The sequence below is a fragment of the Thioalkalivibrio sp. ALRh genome (genome assembly GCF_000381425.1).
Taxonomy (GTDB): domain Bacteria; phylum Pseudomonadota; class Gammaproteobacteria; order Ectothiorhodospirales; family Ectothiorhodospiraceae; genus Thioalkalivibrio.
The window spans coordinates 887,275-902,386 of record NZ_KB906519.1 but is presented as its reverse complement, the minus strand read 5'-3'; the positions used below and the strand labels follow the sequence as shown (position 1 = coordinate 902,386).

The 15,112-nt window shown below is 67.3% G+C and carries 9 protein-coding genes and 1 tRNA gene; 3 read left to right on the top strand and 7 right to left on the bottom strand.

Annotated elements, in window-relative coordinates:
• Positions 1-429 carry a hypothetical protein gene (locus tag F791_RS0104315; protein WP_018175241.1) on the top strand — a complete coding sequence of 143 codons (429 nt, stop codon included), beginning with the start codon at positions 1-3 and terminating at the stop codon, positions 427-429.
• A gap of 304 nt (positions 430-733) precedes the next feature.
• On the opposite strand, the gene F791_RS0104310 is transcribed toward F791_RS0104315, so the two are convergent.
• The 7 genes from F791_RS0104310 to aroB all read right to left on the bottom strand — a co-directional run bounded on the left by F791_RS0104310 (position 734) and on the right by aroB (position 14,029).
• Positions 734-810: transfer RNA gene (locus F791_RS0104310), tRNA-Ile, on the bottom strand.
• A 95-nt stretch (positions 811-905) separates the two neighbouring features.
• Positions 906-2,933 (bottom strand): RNA polymerase sigma factor RpoD, encoded by a 2,028-nt coding sequence (gene rpoD / locus F791_RS0104305; RefSeq protein WP_255349441.1) that lies wholly within the window; start codon positions 2,931-2,933, stop codon positions 906-908.
• A gap of 98 nt (positions 2,934-3,031) precedes the next feature.
• Positions 3,032-4,816: a DNA primase gene (gene dnaG / locus F791_RS0104300; protein WP_019592226.1), complete on the bottom strand. Its 1,785-nt coding sequence runs from the start codon at positions 4,814-4,816 to the stop codon at positions 3,032-3,034.
• 433 nt (positions 4,817-5,249) lie between these two features.
• Positions 5,250-9,713 carry a glutamate synthase large subunit gene (gene gltB / locus F791_RS0104295; RefSeq protein ID WP_019592225.1) on the bottom strand — a complete coding sequence of 1,488 codons (4,464 nt, stop codon included), beginning with the start codon at positions 9,711-9,713 and terminating at the stop codon, positions 5,250-5,252.
• A gap of 161 nt (positions 9,714-9,874) precedes the next feature.
• Positions 9,875-11,713 (bottom strand): SPOR domain-containing protein, encoded by a 1,839-nt coding sequence (locus F791_RS0104290; RefSeq protein ID WP_019592224.1) that lies wholly within the window; start codon positions 11,711-11,713, stop codon positions 9,875-9,877.
• Positions 11,714-11,724: 11 nt separating this feature from the next.
• Positions 11,725-12,915 carry a deoxyguanosinetriphosphate triphosphohydrolase gene (locus F791_RS0104285; RefSeq protein ID WP_018175246.1) on the bottom strand — a complete coding sequence of 397 codons (1,191 nt, stop codon included), beginning with the start codon at positions 12,913-12,915 and terminating at the stop codon, positions 11,725-11,727.
• A complete protein-coding gene (gene aroB, locus F791_RS0104280) occupies positions 12,905-14,029 on the bottom strand; it encodes a 3-dehydroquinate synthase (protein WP_018993461.1) in 1,125 nt (374 codons plus the stop codon). The genes F791_RS0104285 and aroB overlap by 11 nt, the downstream gene beginning before the upstream one ends.
• Positions 14,030-14,205: 176 nt before the next feature.
• Here aroB and rpsU point away from each other — a divergent pair, with 176 nt between their 5' ends.
• Positions 14,206-14,421 (top strand): 30S ribosomal protein S21, encoded by a 216-nt coding sequence (rpsU, locus tag F791_RS0104275; RefSeq protein ID WP_012981683.1) that lies wholly within the window; start codon positions 14,206-14,208, stop codon positions 14,419-14,421.
• A gap of 42 nt (positions 14,422-14,463) precedes the next feature.
• Positions 14,464-14,907 (top strand): GatB/YqeY domain-containing protein, encoded by a 444-nt coding sequence (locus F791_RS0104270; RefSeq protein WP_018175248.1) that lies wholly within the window; start codon positions 14,464-14,466, stop codon positions 14,905-14,907.
• Positions 14,908-15,112: the final 205 nt, after the last annotated feature.

The following is a 15,112-nucleotide window of genomic DNA, read 5'->3' as shown; positions in this document are numbered from 1 at the left end:
GTGGTCAACATCCTGAACCCGTACGCCGACGATCAGCCCGAGCCGAAGCACATCCTCCTGCGTGCTCGCAGTGGCGAGGCGGTTTCGGCTAACTTCACCCTGCAGGATCGGCGGGGCCGGGAGAGCGCGGCGGAATACCTGTTTCATCTCTATTCCACCATCAAGCAGAAGCTCGGCGAGCCGGTCCTGGATACCGCGGCCCCATCGCCGGACGACCAGGCCGCCATGCAGCGCCTGATCCTGTACTCGGCCGGCGCCCACGACACCATGTTCGGCACCTTCAATGCCTCCAACACCTCCTCGGAGATGCCGGAGGAAGAGCGCAACGAGTTCGTGGAGATCTTCCTGCTGGCCTGCGCCACGGTCATCGAGGGCCAACGGATCACCGTCGACCTGCAGCGCGGCCTCGTCACCGCAGAGGCGGCCTGAGCGCAACGGCCCCGGAATGCCCCCGTGCTGCAAGCAAGGGTTCGAGTGGCGGTCCCGGTTGGGTAGAAGCCGGCCGCGTAGCGGCGCGAAGCCTGTCCTCGCGAGGCCGGAACGGCGTGCGCCGGCAGGCGCGCGACTGGAATAGTCCGACCTGCCCAGCAGGAGCGCAAGCGAGTGGTGGGCCCGGTTGGGTGGAGGCCGGCCGCGCAGCGGCGCGAAGCCTGTCTTCGCGAGGCCGGAACGGCGTGCGCCGGCAGGCGCGCGACTGGAATAGTCCGACCCGCCCAGCAGGAGCGCAAGCGAGTGGTGGGCCCGGTCGGACTCGAACCGACGACCAAGGGATTATGAGTCCCCTGCTCTAACCAACTGAGCTACAGGCCCGTAATCGGGGAGGGTACAAACGACTGCGGCGCCATTCTACCCGGAAAGGAAGAGATGGCGCCGCAGAGGGTGGCCGGCGGGGAGCCGGCCGGGTGTTACTCGGCGTCGGTGTAGGTGCGCAGCAGTTCGGCGCGGGTCGGGTGGCGCAGCTTGCGCAGGGCCTTGGCCTCGATCTGGCGGATGCGCTCGCGGGTGACGTCGAACTGCTTGCCGACTTCCTCGAGGGTGTGGTCGGTGTTCATGTCGATGCCGAAGCGCATGCGCAGGACCTTGGCTTCGCGCGGGGTCAGCGTGGACAGGATCTCGCGGGTGGCCTCGGACAGGCTCTCGCGCGCGGCGGAGTCCGACGGCGAGGCGACCTTTTCGTCTTCGATGAAGTCGCCCAGGTGGGAGTCTTCGTCGTCGCCGATCGGGGTCTCCATGGAGATCGGTTCCTTGGAGATCTTGAGCACCTTGCGGATCTTGTCCTCGGGCATCTCCATGCGCTCGGCCAGCTCTTCCGGCGTGGCCTCGCGGCCCATTTCCTGCAGCATCTGGCGGGAGACGCGGTTGAGCTTGTTGATGGTCTCGATCATGTGCACCGGGATGCGGATGGTCCGGGCCTGGTCCGCGATGGAGCGGGTGATGGCCTGGCGAATCCACCAGGTGGCATAGGTCGAGAACTTGTAGCCGCGGCGGTATTCGAACTTGTCCACCGCCTTCATCAGGCCGATGTTGCCCTCCTGGATCAGGTCGAGGAACTGCAGGCCGCGATTGGTGTACTTCTTGGCGATGGAGATCACCAGGCGCAGGTTGGCCTCGACCATCTCCTTCTTCGCGCGGCGAGCCTTGGCCTCGCCGATGGACATGCGGCGATTGATCTCCTTGATCTCGGAGATGTTCAGGCTCGCCTCGTGTTCGGTCTCGGCGAGCTTTTTCTGCAGGCGCACGATCTCTTCCTCGTGCTCGGCGAGGGCGGTGGTGTACTTGCCCTTGGCCTTGCAGGCCTGCTTGATCCAGCCGAGGTTGGTCTCGTTCTTCGGGAAGCTGTCGATGAACGCCTTGCGCGGCATCTGCGCCTGGTTTACGGCCAGTTCCATGATGCGGCGTTCATGGCGGCGGATCTGGTCGATGCTGCCATGTAGCTGGCTGGTCAGCTGGTCGACCATGCGCGGGACCAGCTTGAACTCCATGAAGTACTTGGCGGTGGCCTCGCGCGCGACGGCGTAGGCCTCGCGGTTGCCCTTCTCGAAGGCCTTGTGGGCCTTGGCGTGCAGCTTGCGCAGCTTCTCGAAGCGTTCGCGGGCCTCTTCCGGGTCGGGGCCGGTGTCGACCGGTTCGGCGGCCTCGTCGTCTTCCTCGGCGTCCTCCACCTCGTCGACGATGGCGTCCAGCTCGGCGCTGGCCTGTTGTTCGGCGGCGGCCGCGGCCGCCGCCTTCTGCTCGTCCTGGGCCTTCTGCGACTGTTCCGGCGTCACCAGGCCACGGGCCACGGCCTCGCCGTTGGCGTGGTCGTTCGGGTCGATGAAGGAGACCACCAGATCGGTCAGGCGGCCGTTGTTCGCGACAATCTGATCGTACTCGTGGATCAGCCGCTCGATCGCGCCCGGGTGATGGGCGAGCGCGAACAGGACCTGCATCAGGCCCTCTTCGATGCGCTTGGCGATGCGGATCTCGCCTTCTCGGGTCAGCAGCTCGACCGTGCCCATCTCGCGCATGTACATGCGCACCGGGTCGGTGGTGCGACCGAAATCGGAATCGGCCGAGGCGAGCGCGGCCACGGCGTCCTCGGCGTCCTCGTCGGCGGAGACGGAGCCGTCGGACAACAGCAGGCTGTCGGCGTCCGGGGCCTGTTCGTGCACCGCGATGCCCATGTCGTTGATCATCGCGATGATGTCCTCGACCTGGTCGGAGTCGATGATCGAGTCGGGCAGGTGGTCGTTGACCTCGGTATACGTGAGGTATCCCTGCTCCTTGCCCTTGGCAATCAGTTCCTTGAGCTGGGATTGTTGCTCTTCACGATTCATTACGGTCGTACTCCGAGGTGCCTGGGTCGCTGAATGGGTCGGATCATTCCGGGTCGCAGAAAAATCAATCCTACATTGTAGCAGAAGATTCTTATATTGCCGGGATTCTCCCGCCAAACCCTCTGCCGGGTCGCGGAAATCCCGGTAAGTACTCTGGGGGCGGAGTTTTCAATTTCAATCGCTTACGGCCTTTGGGCCGCGTGCTACGGGGGAATCTAACCGGGGTTTCTCTTCTGCAGTAGTGCACTAAGACGCGCGAGCTCCTCGCGTTGTTCCGTAGTGAGCCCGCCGTCTGCGCGAGTGAGTTCACGAATCCGCGTGCGTGCCTGCTGGAGCAGGAGCTGGCGGGCACAGTCCATGGCCACCTGTTGGGTCACCTTCGGGTCGCCATCGCCAAGTTCCCGGGCGGCCAGGGCCTGCAGGCGGTTGAAGTGGCGATCGTCGCGGAATCTTTCCAGCAGATGGGCGCTGCTACAGCCGGGACGCTCTTGCAGGGCCGTGAGCAGCTTGCCCAGCGTTTGCGCGGCGGTGCCGGGGAAGGCCGTGAGGTCGGCCAGTTCGGACTGGGACCACTCGAGCTCGGGGTGCTGCAGGATGCGCGCAAGCAGCGCCCCCCAAAGGGCGGAGGGTGTCTCCTGCGCCGCGCCCGCCGGCTCGGCGGATGGGGCATCGGGGATGTCCGCCGGTGCGGAGACGGGGCCCGACGCGCGGGCGTTCCCGTCTTCGGCCTCGCGCAGTTGCTCGCCCAGCCGCTCCGGGCTCAGGTGGGTCTCCTGGGCGACACGCTCGACCAGCTGGTCGCGGAACAGTGGGTCACGGGTGGTGGAGACCAGTTTCATCGCGGCATGCGCGAAGCGGGTGCGGCCCTCGGCGGTTTCGGTCGGGTGTTCCTCGCGCAACAGCCGCACAAGCGTCTCGGACAGGGGCAGGGCGCCGGTGAGGCGTTCCTCCCAGCCGGCGAGGCCGTCGCGCAGCACCAGGCTGTCGGGGTCGTCGCCCTCGGGCAGGAACAGCACGCGCACCTCGCGCAGGCCCTGGATCGCGGGCAGGGCCTCGGCCAGCGAGCGCCAGGCCGCGCGGCGCCCGGCGGCGTCGCCGTCGAAGCACAGGGTGATGCGCGAGACCTGGCGGAACAGGCTGTCCAGGTGGGCGCGGGTCAGGGCGGTGCCCATGCAGGCCACCGCGCGGCGAAAGCCGGCGCGCGCCAGCCCGACCACGTCCATGTAGCCCTCGACCACCACGATGTCATCCAGCCGGGTGCCGGCCTTGCGCGCCTCGAACAGGCCGTAGATGGTCTGTCCCTTGTGGAAGACCTCGCTCTCCGGGCTGTTCAGGTACTTCGGCTCGCCCGCCTCGATCAGGCGCCCGCCGAAACCGGTGATGCGCCCGCGCCGGTCGCGGATCGGGAACATGATGCGTGCGCGAAAGCGCTCGCGGATGCCGCCGTCGTCGCGTCGCGCGGCCAGGCCGGCATCCACCAGCTGCTGCGGGGTGAAGCGTGGCTTGAGTGCCTCGATCAGGCCCAAGGGCGGGGCCCAGCCGATCTGGTAGTCGCGGGCGGTGTTGCCGTCGATGCCGCGGTTTTTCAGGTATTCGACCGCCTTCGGCGTCTGGCGCAGCTGCTGCACGTAGTAGTCGGCGGCCGCGTTCAGGGCCTCGTACAACGGCGCGTGGGCCTCGCGCTTGTCGTCCGCTCCAGCCTCGCGCGGGACCTCCAGTCCGGCCTGCTCGGCCAGCTGCTCCACCGCCTCGGGGAAGCTCAGGTTCTCGTACTCCATCAGGAAGCTGATGGCCGTGCCGTGCGCCCCGCAGCCGAAGCAGTGGTAGAACTGCTTTTGCGGGGAGACATAGAACGACGGCGTCTTCTCGCCGTGGAACGGGCAGCAGGCGGCGAACTCGCGCCCGGCCTTCTTCAGGCTCACGCGGCGCTGGATCACCTCGACGATATCGCTACGTTCGAGCAACTCGTCGATGAATGCCTGGGGGATGAGACCTGCCATGGTTTCGCCGGCTATTCCTCGGGGGTGTGCTCGTCGTCAGGTTCGCATGATAGCCCAGGGTCGGGGCGCAACACGTCATTGCGGGACGCCGCAGCCGATGCGGCGAGCCCCGGTGGTCTCCGGGGCGGACGCCGGGGTTGCCCGTGGAGATCGCCACGTCGCTTCGCTCCTCGCGATGACGCTACTTTCTACCTCCCCGTCCTTGCGAGGAGCCGGGGGCGGCGAAGCAATCGCTATCCGTCAGCCTCCGGTCGCGGGATGGTGTCAGGGTGCTGCCAGGTCATTGCGAGCGCAGCGAAGCAATCTCCAGGAACTGCCACCAGAACACCGCATCAAGCGATGGCTTCGCTGCGCTCGCAATGACGGGTTTTCGGCACTGAAAATGAAACGGGCCCCGTGAGGGGCCCGTATCTGCGTTCCGCCGGGTGGCGGGTCAGGCGGCCTGGCGCAGGTTGGCCAGCAGGCCCCGGAGTTCGGAGGCCTTGGGCTTCACCAGCCAGAACGAGCCCTGGTAGTGGTCGAACTGCTCGAGGATTTCGCGGCCCCAGGCGCTGTCGGTCTCGTGCACGAATTCCGTGATGAGCTCCTCCAGGTAGTTGCGGTGGGCCTCCATGTCCTCGGTGTCGAGGCGGTGCAGGTCGATCAGCTCGTTGTTGATGCGGTCCGGGAAGTCGTTCTCCCGGTCCAGCACGAACGCGAAGCCGCCGGTCATGCCCGCGCCGAAGTTGATGCCGGTGTTGCCCAGCACCACCATCACGCCGCCGGTCATGTACTCGCAGCCGTGGTCGCCGATGCCTTCCACCACGGCGATCGCGCCGGAGTTGCGCACTCCGAAGCGTTCGCCGCACTGGCCGGCCGCGAACAGCTTGCCGCCGGTTGCGCCATACAGGCAGGTATTGCCCATGATGGTGGTGTCCTGGCTGGCGAAGCCCGAGCCTTCCGGCGGACGGATCACCAGCTTGCCGCCGGTCATGCCCTTGCCGACGTAGTCGTTGGCATCGCCTTCCAGGTACAGGTGCAGGCCGCCGGCGTTCCAGACGCCGAAGCTCTGCCCGGCCGTGCCTTTCATGCGCACGGTGATCGGGGCATCGGACATGCCCTGGTTGCCGTGGCGCTTGGCGATCTCGCCGGACAGGCGCGCGCCGATCGAGCGGTCGGTGTTGGCAACGTCGAAGCGGTATTCGCCACCGGCCTTGTTCTCGATGGCCTCGAGCATCTCGGCGACCATCTTTTCGGCCAGCTCGCCCTTGTCGAACGGCTCGTTCTTCGGCTCCTTGCAGAAGCGCGGCTTGTCGTCGAGGTCGCCGCTGGCCAGCAGGCCGTTCAGGTCCAGGTGCTGCTGCTTCGGCGTCTCACCCGGCAGGATCTCCAGCAGATCGGTACGGCCGATCAGATCCGTCAGGCTGCGCACGCCCAGTTTCGCCATCCATTCGCGGGTCTCGCGGGCGACGAACTGGAAGTAGTGCATGACCATCTCGGGCAGGCCGATGAAGTGGTTCATGCGCAGCACCTTGTCCTGCGTGGCGACACCCGTTGCACAGTTGTTCAGGTGGCAGATGCGCAGGTACTTGCAGCCCAGCGCGACCATCGGGCCGGTGCCGAAACCGAAGCTCTCCGCACCCAGGATGGCCGCCTTGATCACGTCGAGGCCGGTCTTCAGGCCGCCGTCGGTCTGCAGGCGCACCTTGTCGCGCAGGTCGTTGCCGCGCAGGGTCGCGTGGGTCTCGGTCAGGCCCAGCTCCCACGGGGTGCCGGCGTACTTCACCGAGGTCAGCGGGCTGGCACCGGTGCCGCCGTCATAACCCGAGATGGTGATCAGGTCGGCGTAGGCCTTGGCCACGCCGGCGGCGATCGTGCCGACCCCGGCCTCGGAGACCAGCTTCACCGAGACCAGCGCATCCGGATTGACCTGCTTGAGGTCGAAGATCAGCTGCGCGAGGTCCTCGATGGAGTAGATGTCGTGGTGCGGTGGCGGCGAGATCAGGGCCACGCCCGGATTCGAGTAGCGCAGCTCCGCGATCATCTTGTTGACCTTGTGGCCCGGCAGCTGACCGCCCTCGCCGGGCTTCGCGCCCTGGGCGACCTTGATCTGCAGCACCTCGGCGTTGACCAGGTAGTGCGGGGTTACGCCGAAGCGGCCGGAGGCCACCTGCTTGATCTTGGACATGCGCTCGGTGCCGTAGCGGGAGACGGCCTCGCCGCCCTCGCCGGAGTTGGAGCGCCCGCCGAGGCGGTTCATCGCGGTCGCCAGGGCCTCGTGGGCCTCCGGCGACAGCGCGCCCAGGCTCATGCCGGCGGAGTCGAAGCGCGGCAGGATCTCGGCCTCGGACTCGACCTCGTCTACATCAATCGGCTCGATGTCATCGCGGACCTTCAGCAGGTCGCGCAGCACGGTCACCGGGCGCTCGTTTACCAGTGCGGCGTACTCCTGGTACACGCCGTAGTCGCCGGACTGCACCGCACGGTGCAGGGTCTGGATCACGTCCGGGTTGTAGGCGTGGTACTCGCCGCCGTGGACGTACTTCAGCAGGCCGCCCTGGCCGGCGCTCTTGCGCGGGTTCCAGGCCCGCTTGGACAGCGTCTCCAGGTCCGCCTCGATATCGGCGAAACGGGTGCCCTTGATACGGCTGGTAGCGCCGGTGAAACAGGTGTCCACGACCTCGTCGGCCAGGCCGACGATCTCGAACAGCTGCGCGCCGCGGTAACTGGCGATGGTGGAGATGCCCATCTTCGACAGGATCTTGAACAGGCCCTTGTTGATGCCACGGCGGTAGTTCTGCGCCAGGGTCAGCGGGTCCGCGTTCGGGATCTCGCCGGATTCGCACATGCCGTGCAGCGCGGAGTAGGCCAGGTAGGGGTAGATCGCGGTGGCGCCATAGCCCAGCAGGACCGCGAAGTGGTGCGGGTCGCGCACGGTGGCGGTCTCGGCGACGATGTTGGCGTCGGTGCGCAGCTTGGCGCGGATCAGGGCGTGATGCACCGCGCCCACGGCCAGCGCGGCCGGGATCGGGCGGCGTTCCGGGTCGATGCCGCGGTCCGACAGCACCAGCACCACGGCACCGCCGCGCACGGCCTCCACCGCGTTGTCGGTCAGGGCCTTCACGGCGTCTTCCAGGGAGCCGGCATGGACGTCGTAGTTCAGGTCCATGCGCTCGACGCGGAAGGCGTCTTCGGTCTGGTTGCACAGTTCGCGGAACTTGGCCTCGGACAGCACCGGGGAGTCGGATACCAGGCGGTGGGCGTGGTCCGGGGTCTCCTCGAACAGGTTCTGCTCGCGGCCGAAGCAGGTCTCCAGCGACATCACGATGCTCTCGCGCAGCGGGTCGATCGCCGGGTTGGTGACCTGGGCGAACTGCTGGCGGAAGTAGTCGAACAGCGAGCGGGTGTGGCTGGAGAGCACGGCGAACGGGGTGTCGTCACCCATCGAACCCACGGCCTCCTGGCCGGCCTCGGCCAGCACGCGCAGGATCTGGTCGCGCTCCTCGAAGGTCACGTCGAACAGCTTCTCGTAGGTCTCCAGGCGCTCGGCCGGCATCGGCTCGCCGGAGAACAGCTGGTTGTCGTCCAGCTGGCTCTTCAGGTGCTTCACGTGGGCGCGCAGCCACTGGCGGTAGGGCTGGCGCGTGCGGTTGATGCGGTCGACGTCCTCGGGCTGCAGCAGCTCGCCGGACTCGGTATCCACGGCCAGCATCTGCCCGGGCTTCAGGCGGCCCTTGGCGACCACGTCCTCCGGGGCGTAGTCGTACACGCCGATCTCGGAGGCCAGGGTAATGTGGCGGTCCTTGGTGATCACGTAGCGCGCCGGGCGCAGGCCGTTGCGGTCCAGGGTGCAGGCGGCGTAGCGGCCGTCGGTCAGCACGATCCCGGCCGGGCCGTCCCAGGGCTCCATGTGCATGGAGTTGTATTCGTAAAAGGCGCGCAGGTCGGAGTCCATGTGCGCGACGTTCTGCCACGCCGGCGGCACTAGCAGGCGCATCGCGCGGAACAGATCCATACCGCCTGCCAGCAGGACCTCGAGCATGTTGTCCAGGCTCTGCGAGTCGGAGCCTTCCAGGTTGACCAGCGGCTCCAGCTCGGCCAGTTCCGGCAGGTTCTCGGTGGCGAACTTGTGCTGGCGCGCAACCGCCCAGTTGCGGTTGCCCTGCACGGTGTTGATCTCGCCGTTGTGGGCGAGGAAGCGGAACGGCTGCGCCAGGCCCCACTGCGGGAAGGTGTTGGTGGAGAAGCGCTGGTGGAACACGCAGATCGCGGTCTCCAGCTCCGGGCGCTGCAGGTCGCGGTAGAACACCGGCAGGTTCTCCGGCATCACCAGACCCTTGTAGGAGACCACGCGCGCGGACAGGCTCGGCACGTAGAACACCGGGTCGTCGCCCATTGCGATCTCGGCGCGGCGGCGCACTACGAACAGCGCGCGCTCGAAGGCGTCGCCGTCCATGTCGGCCGGGGCGTTGATGAACACCTGCAGGATGTGCGGCTGGCTCTTCAGGGCCTCGGCGCCACAGGCGTCTTCCGGGTTGATCGGGACCTCGCGCCAGCCGGCAAGCTTCAGCGGGCCGTGCTCGATCGCACCCTCCACGGCGGCGCGTGTCTCGGCGATCTTGTCCGGGTTGATGAACACAATACCGGCGGCGAAGCGCTCGGCCAGTTCGATGTTCGACTCCGAGGCCAGGGTGCGCAGGAAGGCTTCGGGGGTCTTCATCAGCAGCCCGCAACCGTCGCCGGTCTTGCCGTCCGCGGCGATCGCGCCGCGGTGGGTCATCCGTTCCAGGGCCTTGATCGCGGTGTCCACCACCCAGTGGCTGGCTACGCCGTCCATGTGCGCAATCAGGCCGAAGCCGCAGTTGTCGCGCTCGAATTCGGGGCGGTAGAGGGTGCCGTTCAGTTGGTTCTGTCGCATCGGTGAACTCCGGTCACGGCGCGCGAAGGGCGGGCCGTCGGGCTGGAAAAGAACACGAAAAAAGGCGCAGGAATATAGCCGAACCGTCATTCTCCCGGCAAACCGGGGCCGGTCAAGTAGGCACGGGGAGGTGCGGGTTGGCGGGTGCGAAGGCGGCGAGTCTATTCGCGTGCCACGCCTTGTACGGAGCCGATGGAGCGGATCCAGGGGCCTTCGTTGCGGACCGCCTCGGGCAGGTCGGATGCCGCGCTTTCGGCGGCCTCGCGACTGGTAAACGATCCAGCCAGCACGACCACAAAGTCGCGATTGTTCACGCGCGTGGGGATGTAGCGGATGCCGCCAAGGTTGTGGCGATCCGCATAGCCGCGGGCAGTGGACATGTCCGGAGCCGCGATCAACTGGATGGTGAACGCATCGGAGGACTGGTTGCCGAGCCACTCCAGATCGCCGCGCAGGCGCTCGCCGTCACCATCCTCGTCGGCCAGGGCCTCGGTGGTCGTCTCTGGTTCCGGTTCCGGTTCCGGTTCTGGCTCCGGCTCCGGCTCCGGCTCCGGCTCCGGCTCCGGCTCCGGTGCTGGTTCGGGCTCGGGTTCAGGCTCAGGTTCAGGTTCCGGAGCGGGTTCTGGCTCGGGCTGTGGCTCAGGTTCAGCGGCGGGTTCGGCCTCGATGCCGGCAATCGGATCGCCGCTCGGGCGTTCCTGGCCGGGCAGGGGTTCGATTCCCGGGCTAGTCAGCGTGTCGTCCGCATGCTCCAACGGGTCGGCCGCGACCAGGTCGTCCTGCTCGGGGGATGCCGGGGGTCGGGTTTCCGGCAGCGGGAGTTCGATGACCTCTTGTTCCGCCTCGGTTTCGCCACCGTCCATCAACTGCAGAGCGACGGGTGCGGCGATACCGATCGCGACCGTGGCGGCAACCGCTGGCACGAACCAGCGCTGATTCCAGAAGGGCGCGGTGCGCTTTTCCTCCGGGGGTTCGTCGAGTTCGTGGTCGGGCTCCGGCGGCCAGTCCGGTTCGTCATCGGCATCCGAGTGCGCGAGGGCCTCGGCGGCCGGAGTGAATTCGTCCTCTTCGCGCTGGGCACGAAGCACGGGCTCGGCGTCGGTTTCGCGGTCGAGGCCGGCATCGGAGTCAATGGTGACGCCGGCGGCCTCGGGTGTCGTGGGTGACGGCGCCTCTTCGCGCTCGGCCTCGTCACCCAGCGCGATGCCGGGCGCTGTAGTGCCGGCTGCACTGGCGGCATGGCGTTCGCTGCGGCAGTGGCGCTCCAGGACCTGGTTGGCCTCTCGGTTCAGGTTGCCGGGCAGGCCCTGGCTGGTGGTCTGGAGATGGTGGATCGTTTCCTGGTCGAGCAGGCGTTCCGGGTCGTCGAGGCCCGCCGCTTGCAGTCGGTGGCGCAGATAGGCGGCCGTTTGCTCGAGGTTGAAGGCGCGCAGGTTGACGCGCGTGACCTGGTCCTCGTCGGAGGGGTCCGGGAGGTACAGGCGGCGGCGGAGCAGGCCGCCGGAGCCCACCAGCACGATGCGCGGGGCGCGGCCCTGGGGCTCGAGCACCTCGCTGCGCATGCGCATCAGGTTGTTCACGATGTCGGTGCCGACGAGGTGGGCATCGTCCATCGCGATCACCGGGTCGCGGCCGACGGCTACGCGCTCGGCCAGTAGCTCGGTCAGCGGGCGGTCGGGGTCATCGGCGTTGTGCGAGCGCAGGTAGTTGCGAATGGTGTTGTCCACCGATTCGAACTGGGTGTTGATGCGGGCGCGAAAGGCGATCAGCTCGAAGGGCTCGGGCAGCATCGCCAGCAGGCGCATCAACTGCAGGCTGCGCCCGGAGCCGTTCTCGCCGGTCATGATCACGATGGCGCCCGGGGCATCGAGGGCGGCGCGCGCCGACTCCAGCAGCCCGTCCAGCAACGGGTCGCTGTAGATGAAGTGTTCATCCGGGGTCTCGTCGAACGGCGCCGTGTGCAGGCCGAGCTGTTTCAGGCATTGGTCGGAGAGCGCCATGGGTCTCAGTCTCAGGTCAGCGTGCCCAGATCGAACAGGCGGTGGTGTTCACGAATGGCGTGGCGGTCGGTCATGCCCGCGATGTAGTCGGCAATCGCGCGCTGCGGTGCATGCGGATCGGCCGCGGCGATCTGCTCGGCATGCCGCTGGAAGTGCTCGGGCATCAGTCGCGGCTCGGAGTCGAACGCGGCGAACAGCTCCTGAATCAGCTGGCGGGCCTTGTGCATCACTGCGTGGACCTGATGGTGGTGGTACAGGTTCTCGCGCAGGAAGGCTTTCAGCTCGCGCGCTTGTTCGGCCATCTCCGGGCTGAAGCGGATCAGCGGCTGGCCGGCCTGGCGGACGTCGTCCGGGGTGTCGGGCCGCTGGTGATCGATCGCGGCCTGGCTGCTCTCGATCAGGTCGGAGACCAGGGCGTCGATCATGCGGCGGACGGTCTCGTGCTGAACCCGTCGTGGCTCGAGGTCCGGGTAACGTGCGCGAACCGCTTCCAGGCACTCGCGGAAAAGGCGGACCTCGGTCAACTGGTCCATGTCGAGCAGCCCGGAACGCAGGCCGTCGTCGACATCGTGGTTGTTGTAGGCGATCTCGTCGGCCACGTTGGCGAGCTGCGCCTCCAGCGAGGGCTGCTGCTTCTCGAGAAAGCGCACCCCGATCGCGCCCAGTTCCCGAGCGCGCTGTGGCGAGCAGTGCTTGAGGATGCCCTCGCGTGTCTCGAAAGTCAGGTTGAGGCCGTCGAATTCCGCGTAGTGACGCTCCAGCAGGTCGACAATGCGCAGCGACTGCAGGTTGTGCTCGAAGCCGCCGTACCCTTTCATGCAGTCGTTCAGGGCATGCTGGCCGGCATGGCCGAATGGCGTGTGGCCGAGGTCGTGCGCCAGGGCGATGGCCTCGACCAGGTCTTCGTTCAGACACAGGGCACGCGCGATCGAGCGCCCGATCTGCGCGACCTCCAGCGAGTGGGTCAGACGGTTGCGGAACAGGTCGCCCTCGTGGCTGATGAAGACCTGGGTCTTGTATTCCAGGCGGCGAAACGCGCTGGAGTGCACGATGCGATCGCGGTCGCGCTGGAAATCGCTGCGGTGGCGTGGCGCCGCTTCCGGGTGGGCGCGCCCGCGCGAGGCCGCGGGGTCGGCGGCGTACGACGCGAGCCCGGAGGCCCGGTCGACCCGGGGTGTGGTGGCCAGGGCCTCAGGCGACACGGGCGCCCTCGTGCAGCGTCGCGTCCAGCGCCGACACATCGAACTGGTCGGTGAGTTCGGCCTGGCCGATCCCCCTCAGCAGCACCAGGCGCAGACGGCCGCTGGCGACCTTCTTGTCGATCGCCATCAGCTCGCGGAAGCGCTCGGCGCTCATGCTGTCCGGTGGATCCAGAGCCAGGCCGGCGCGCTGGATCAGGGCCTCGGCGCGTTCGCGCTCGGCCGTGCTCAGCCAGCCCATGCGTTCCGACATGCGCGCGGCCATCGCCATGCCCGTACCCACGGCCTCGCCATGCAGCCATTCGCCGTAGCCCATGCCGGCCTCGATTGCGTGGCCGAAGGTGTGGCCCAGGTTCAGCAGGGCGCGGATGCCGCCTTCGCGTTCGTCGGCGGCGACGATCTCGGCCTTGCAGGCGCAGGAGCGGTGAATGGCCCAGGCCAGCGCCTCGGATTCCAGGGCGCGCAGCTCGTCGATATGCGCTTCCAGCCAGGCGAAGAACTCGGCGTCACGGATCAGCCCGTACTTGATGACCTCGGCGAGCCCGGCCTGCAGCTCGCGCTCGGGGAGTGTCTTCAGGGTGTCGGTGTCGATCAGCACCGCGCGTGGCTGGTGGAAGGCACCGATCATGTTCTTGCCCAGCGGGTGGTTGACCCCGGTCTTGCCGCCCACCGAGGAGTCGACCTGGGCCAGCAGGGTGGTCGGCACCTGCACGAAGTCGATCCCGCGCTGGTAGATCGCAGCGGCGAAGCCGGCGATATCGCCCACCACGCCCCCGCCCAGCGCGACGATGCGGCTGCCTCGGTCAAGCCGGGCCTCCAGCAGGCGGGTGATGATCGATTCCACTGTGGCCAGGGTCTTGTGGGCCTCGCCATCGGGCAGTTCGATCCAGAGGATCTCGCCGGCGATCTCGCACTGGCCGAGCGTTTCGCGCAGAGCCTCACCGTACAACGGGCCCACGGTGGTGTTGGTCACCACCGCCACGCGGCGGCCCTCGAGCGCCGGGCGCAGGGTTTCGGCGGCGGCGAGCTGGCCCGGTCCGATCCGGATGGGGTAGCTGCGCTCGCCCAGCTCGACGTTCAGGTTCTGTGTGCCGGGTGCGTTCATCAGGGGCATCATAGCGTGCGTGCCACTTTGGGCGTAAGCGTGTGCGCGGTCAGGATGGGCATCGCTTCACGGACTTTTGCAAATGACGCCGGTTGGATTACCATAGGGAGTTCTGCATGGCTGCCCGGAGTGTTTCGGGTGGCGTTTTTGTTTTGGTAGACGAATCAGCATTCGCATCCGGAGATTGTATGCCGCACGTACGAGTTCGCGAGAATGAGCCCTTCGAGGTTGCCCTGCGCCGTTTCAAGCGCACCTGTGAGAAGGCCGGCGTGGTCGCGGAAGTCCGCCGCCGCGAGTACTACGAAAAGCCGACCACCGAGCGCAAGCGCAAGGCCGCCGCAGCGGTGAAACGCCAGCTGAAGAAGAATTCCCGCGATATGACCCGTCGGGTGCGTCTGTACTAAGAATCGTCTCTCGGGCCTCAGGCCCGGATCGAGGACCCTTCAATGTCGCTCAAGGCCCGTTTGCAGGATGACGTGAAGCAGGCCATGCGGGCCCGGGAGAAGGAACGCCTTGGGGCGTTGCGCCTGATCCAGGCCGAGGTCTCGCAGTTCGAGGTCGACGAGCGGCGCGAGGCCGACGACGACGCGGTGCTGGCCATCCTGAACCGGATGCTCAAGCAGCGCCGCGACTCCATCGACCAGTACCGCAAGGGCGGTCGCGAGGACCTGGCCGAGCGCGAGGCCGCCGAGATCACGGTGATCGAGGCCTACATGCCCGAGCAATTGGGCGACGCCGAGCTGGAGCAGATGATCGGCGAGGCGATTGCCGAGACCGGCGCGGCCGGCCCCAGCGATATGGGCAAGGTGATGGGCGTGCTCAAGCCCCGGGTCTTCGGCCGCGCGGACATGGGCGTCGTCAGTCAGAAGGTCCGTGCAGCGCTAGGGTAACGCGGGTGAATGTACGCATTCGCGTTGGTGCTGCCTGTTTCCCGAGACAAGGCGCGTCGTGCAGCGGGTAGTGGATCTACCCGCAAGTGGCGCAACGCTGTATCGGGGAACAGGCAGCTCCAACCCCACCATTTTATTGGGCGAGGGGCTCGGCCAATTTTGCTTGCTGACGGCGTTGCGGCTCGCTTATGTGGCTCGGCTACAC

What these genes read in the sequence shown, in the direction of transcription:
- dnaG (WP_019592226.1), bottom strand. Translation starts at nt 4,816, where the DNA reads ATGGCAGGTCTCATCCCCCAGGCATTCATCGACGAGTTGCTCGAACGT.
- gltB (WP_019592225.1), bottom strand. Translation starts at nt 9,713, where the DNA reads ATGCGACAGAACCAACTGAACGGCACCCTCTACCGCCCCGAATTCGAG.
- F791_RS0104290 (WP_019592224.1), bottom strand. Translation starts at nt 11,713, where the DNA reads ATGGCGCTCTCCGACCAATGCCTGAAACAGCTCGGCCTGCACACGGCG.
- aroB (WP_018993461.1), bottom strand. Translation starts at nt 14,029, where the DNA reads ATGATGCCCCTGATGAACGCACCCGGCACACAGAACCTGAACGTCGAG.
- rpsU (WP_012981683.1), top strand. Translation starts at nt 14,206, where the DNA reads ATGCCGCACGTACGAGTTCGCGAGAATGAGCCCTTCGAGGTTGCCCTG.
- F791_RS0104270 (WP_018175248.1), top strand. Translation starts at nt 14,464, where the DNA reads ATGTCGCTCAAGGCCCGTTTGCAGGATGACGTGAAGCAGGCCATGCGG.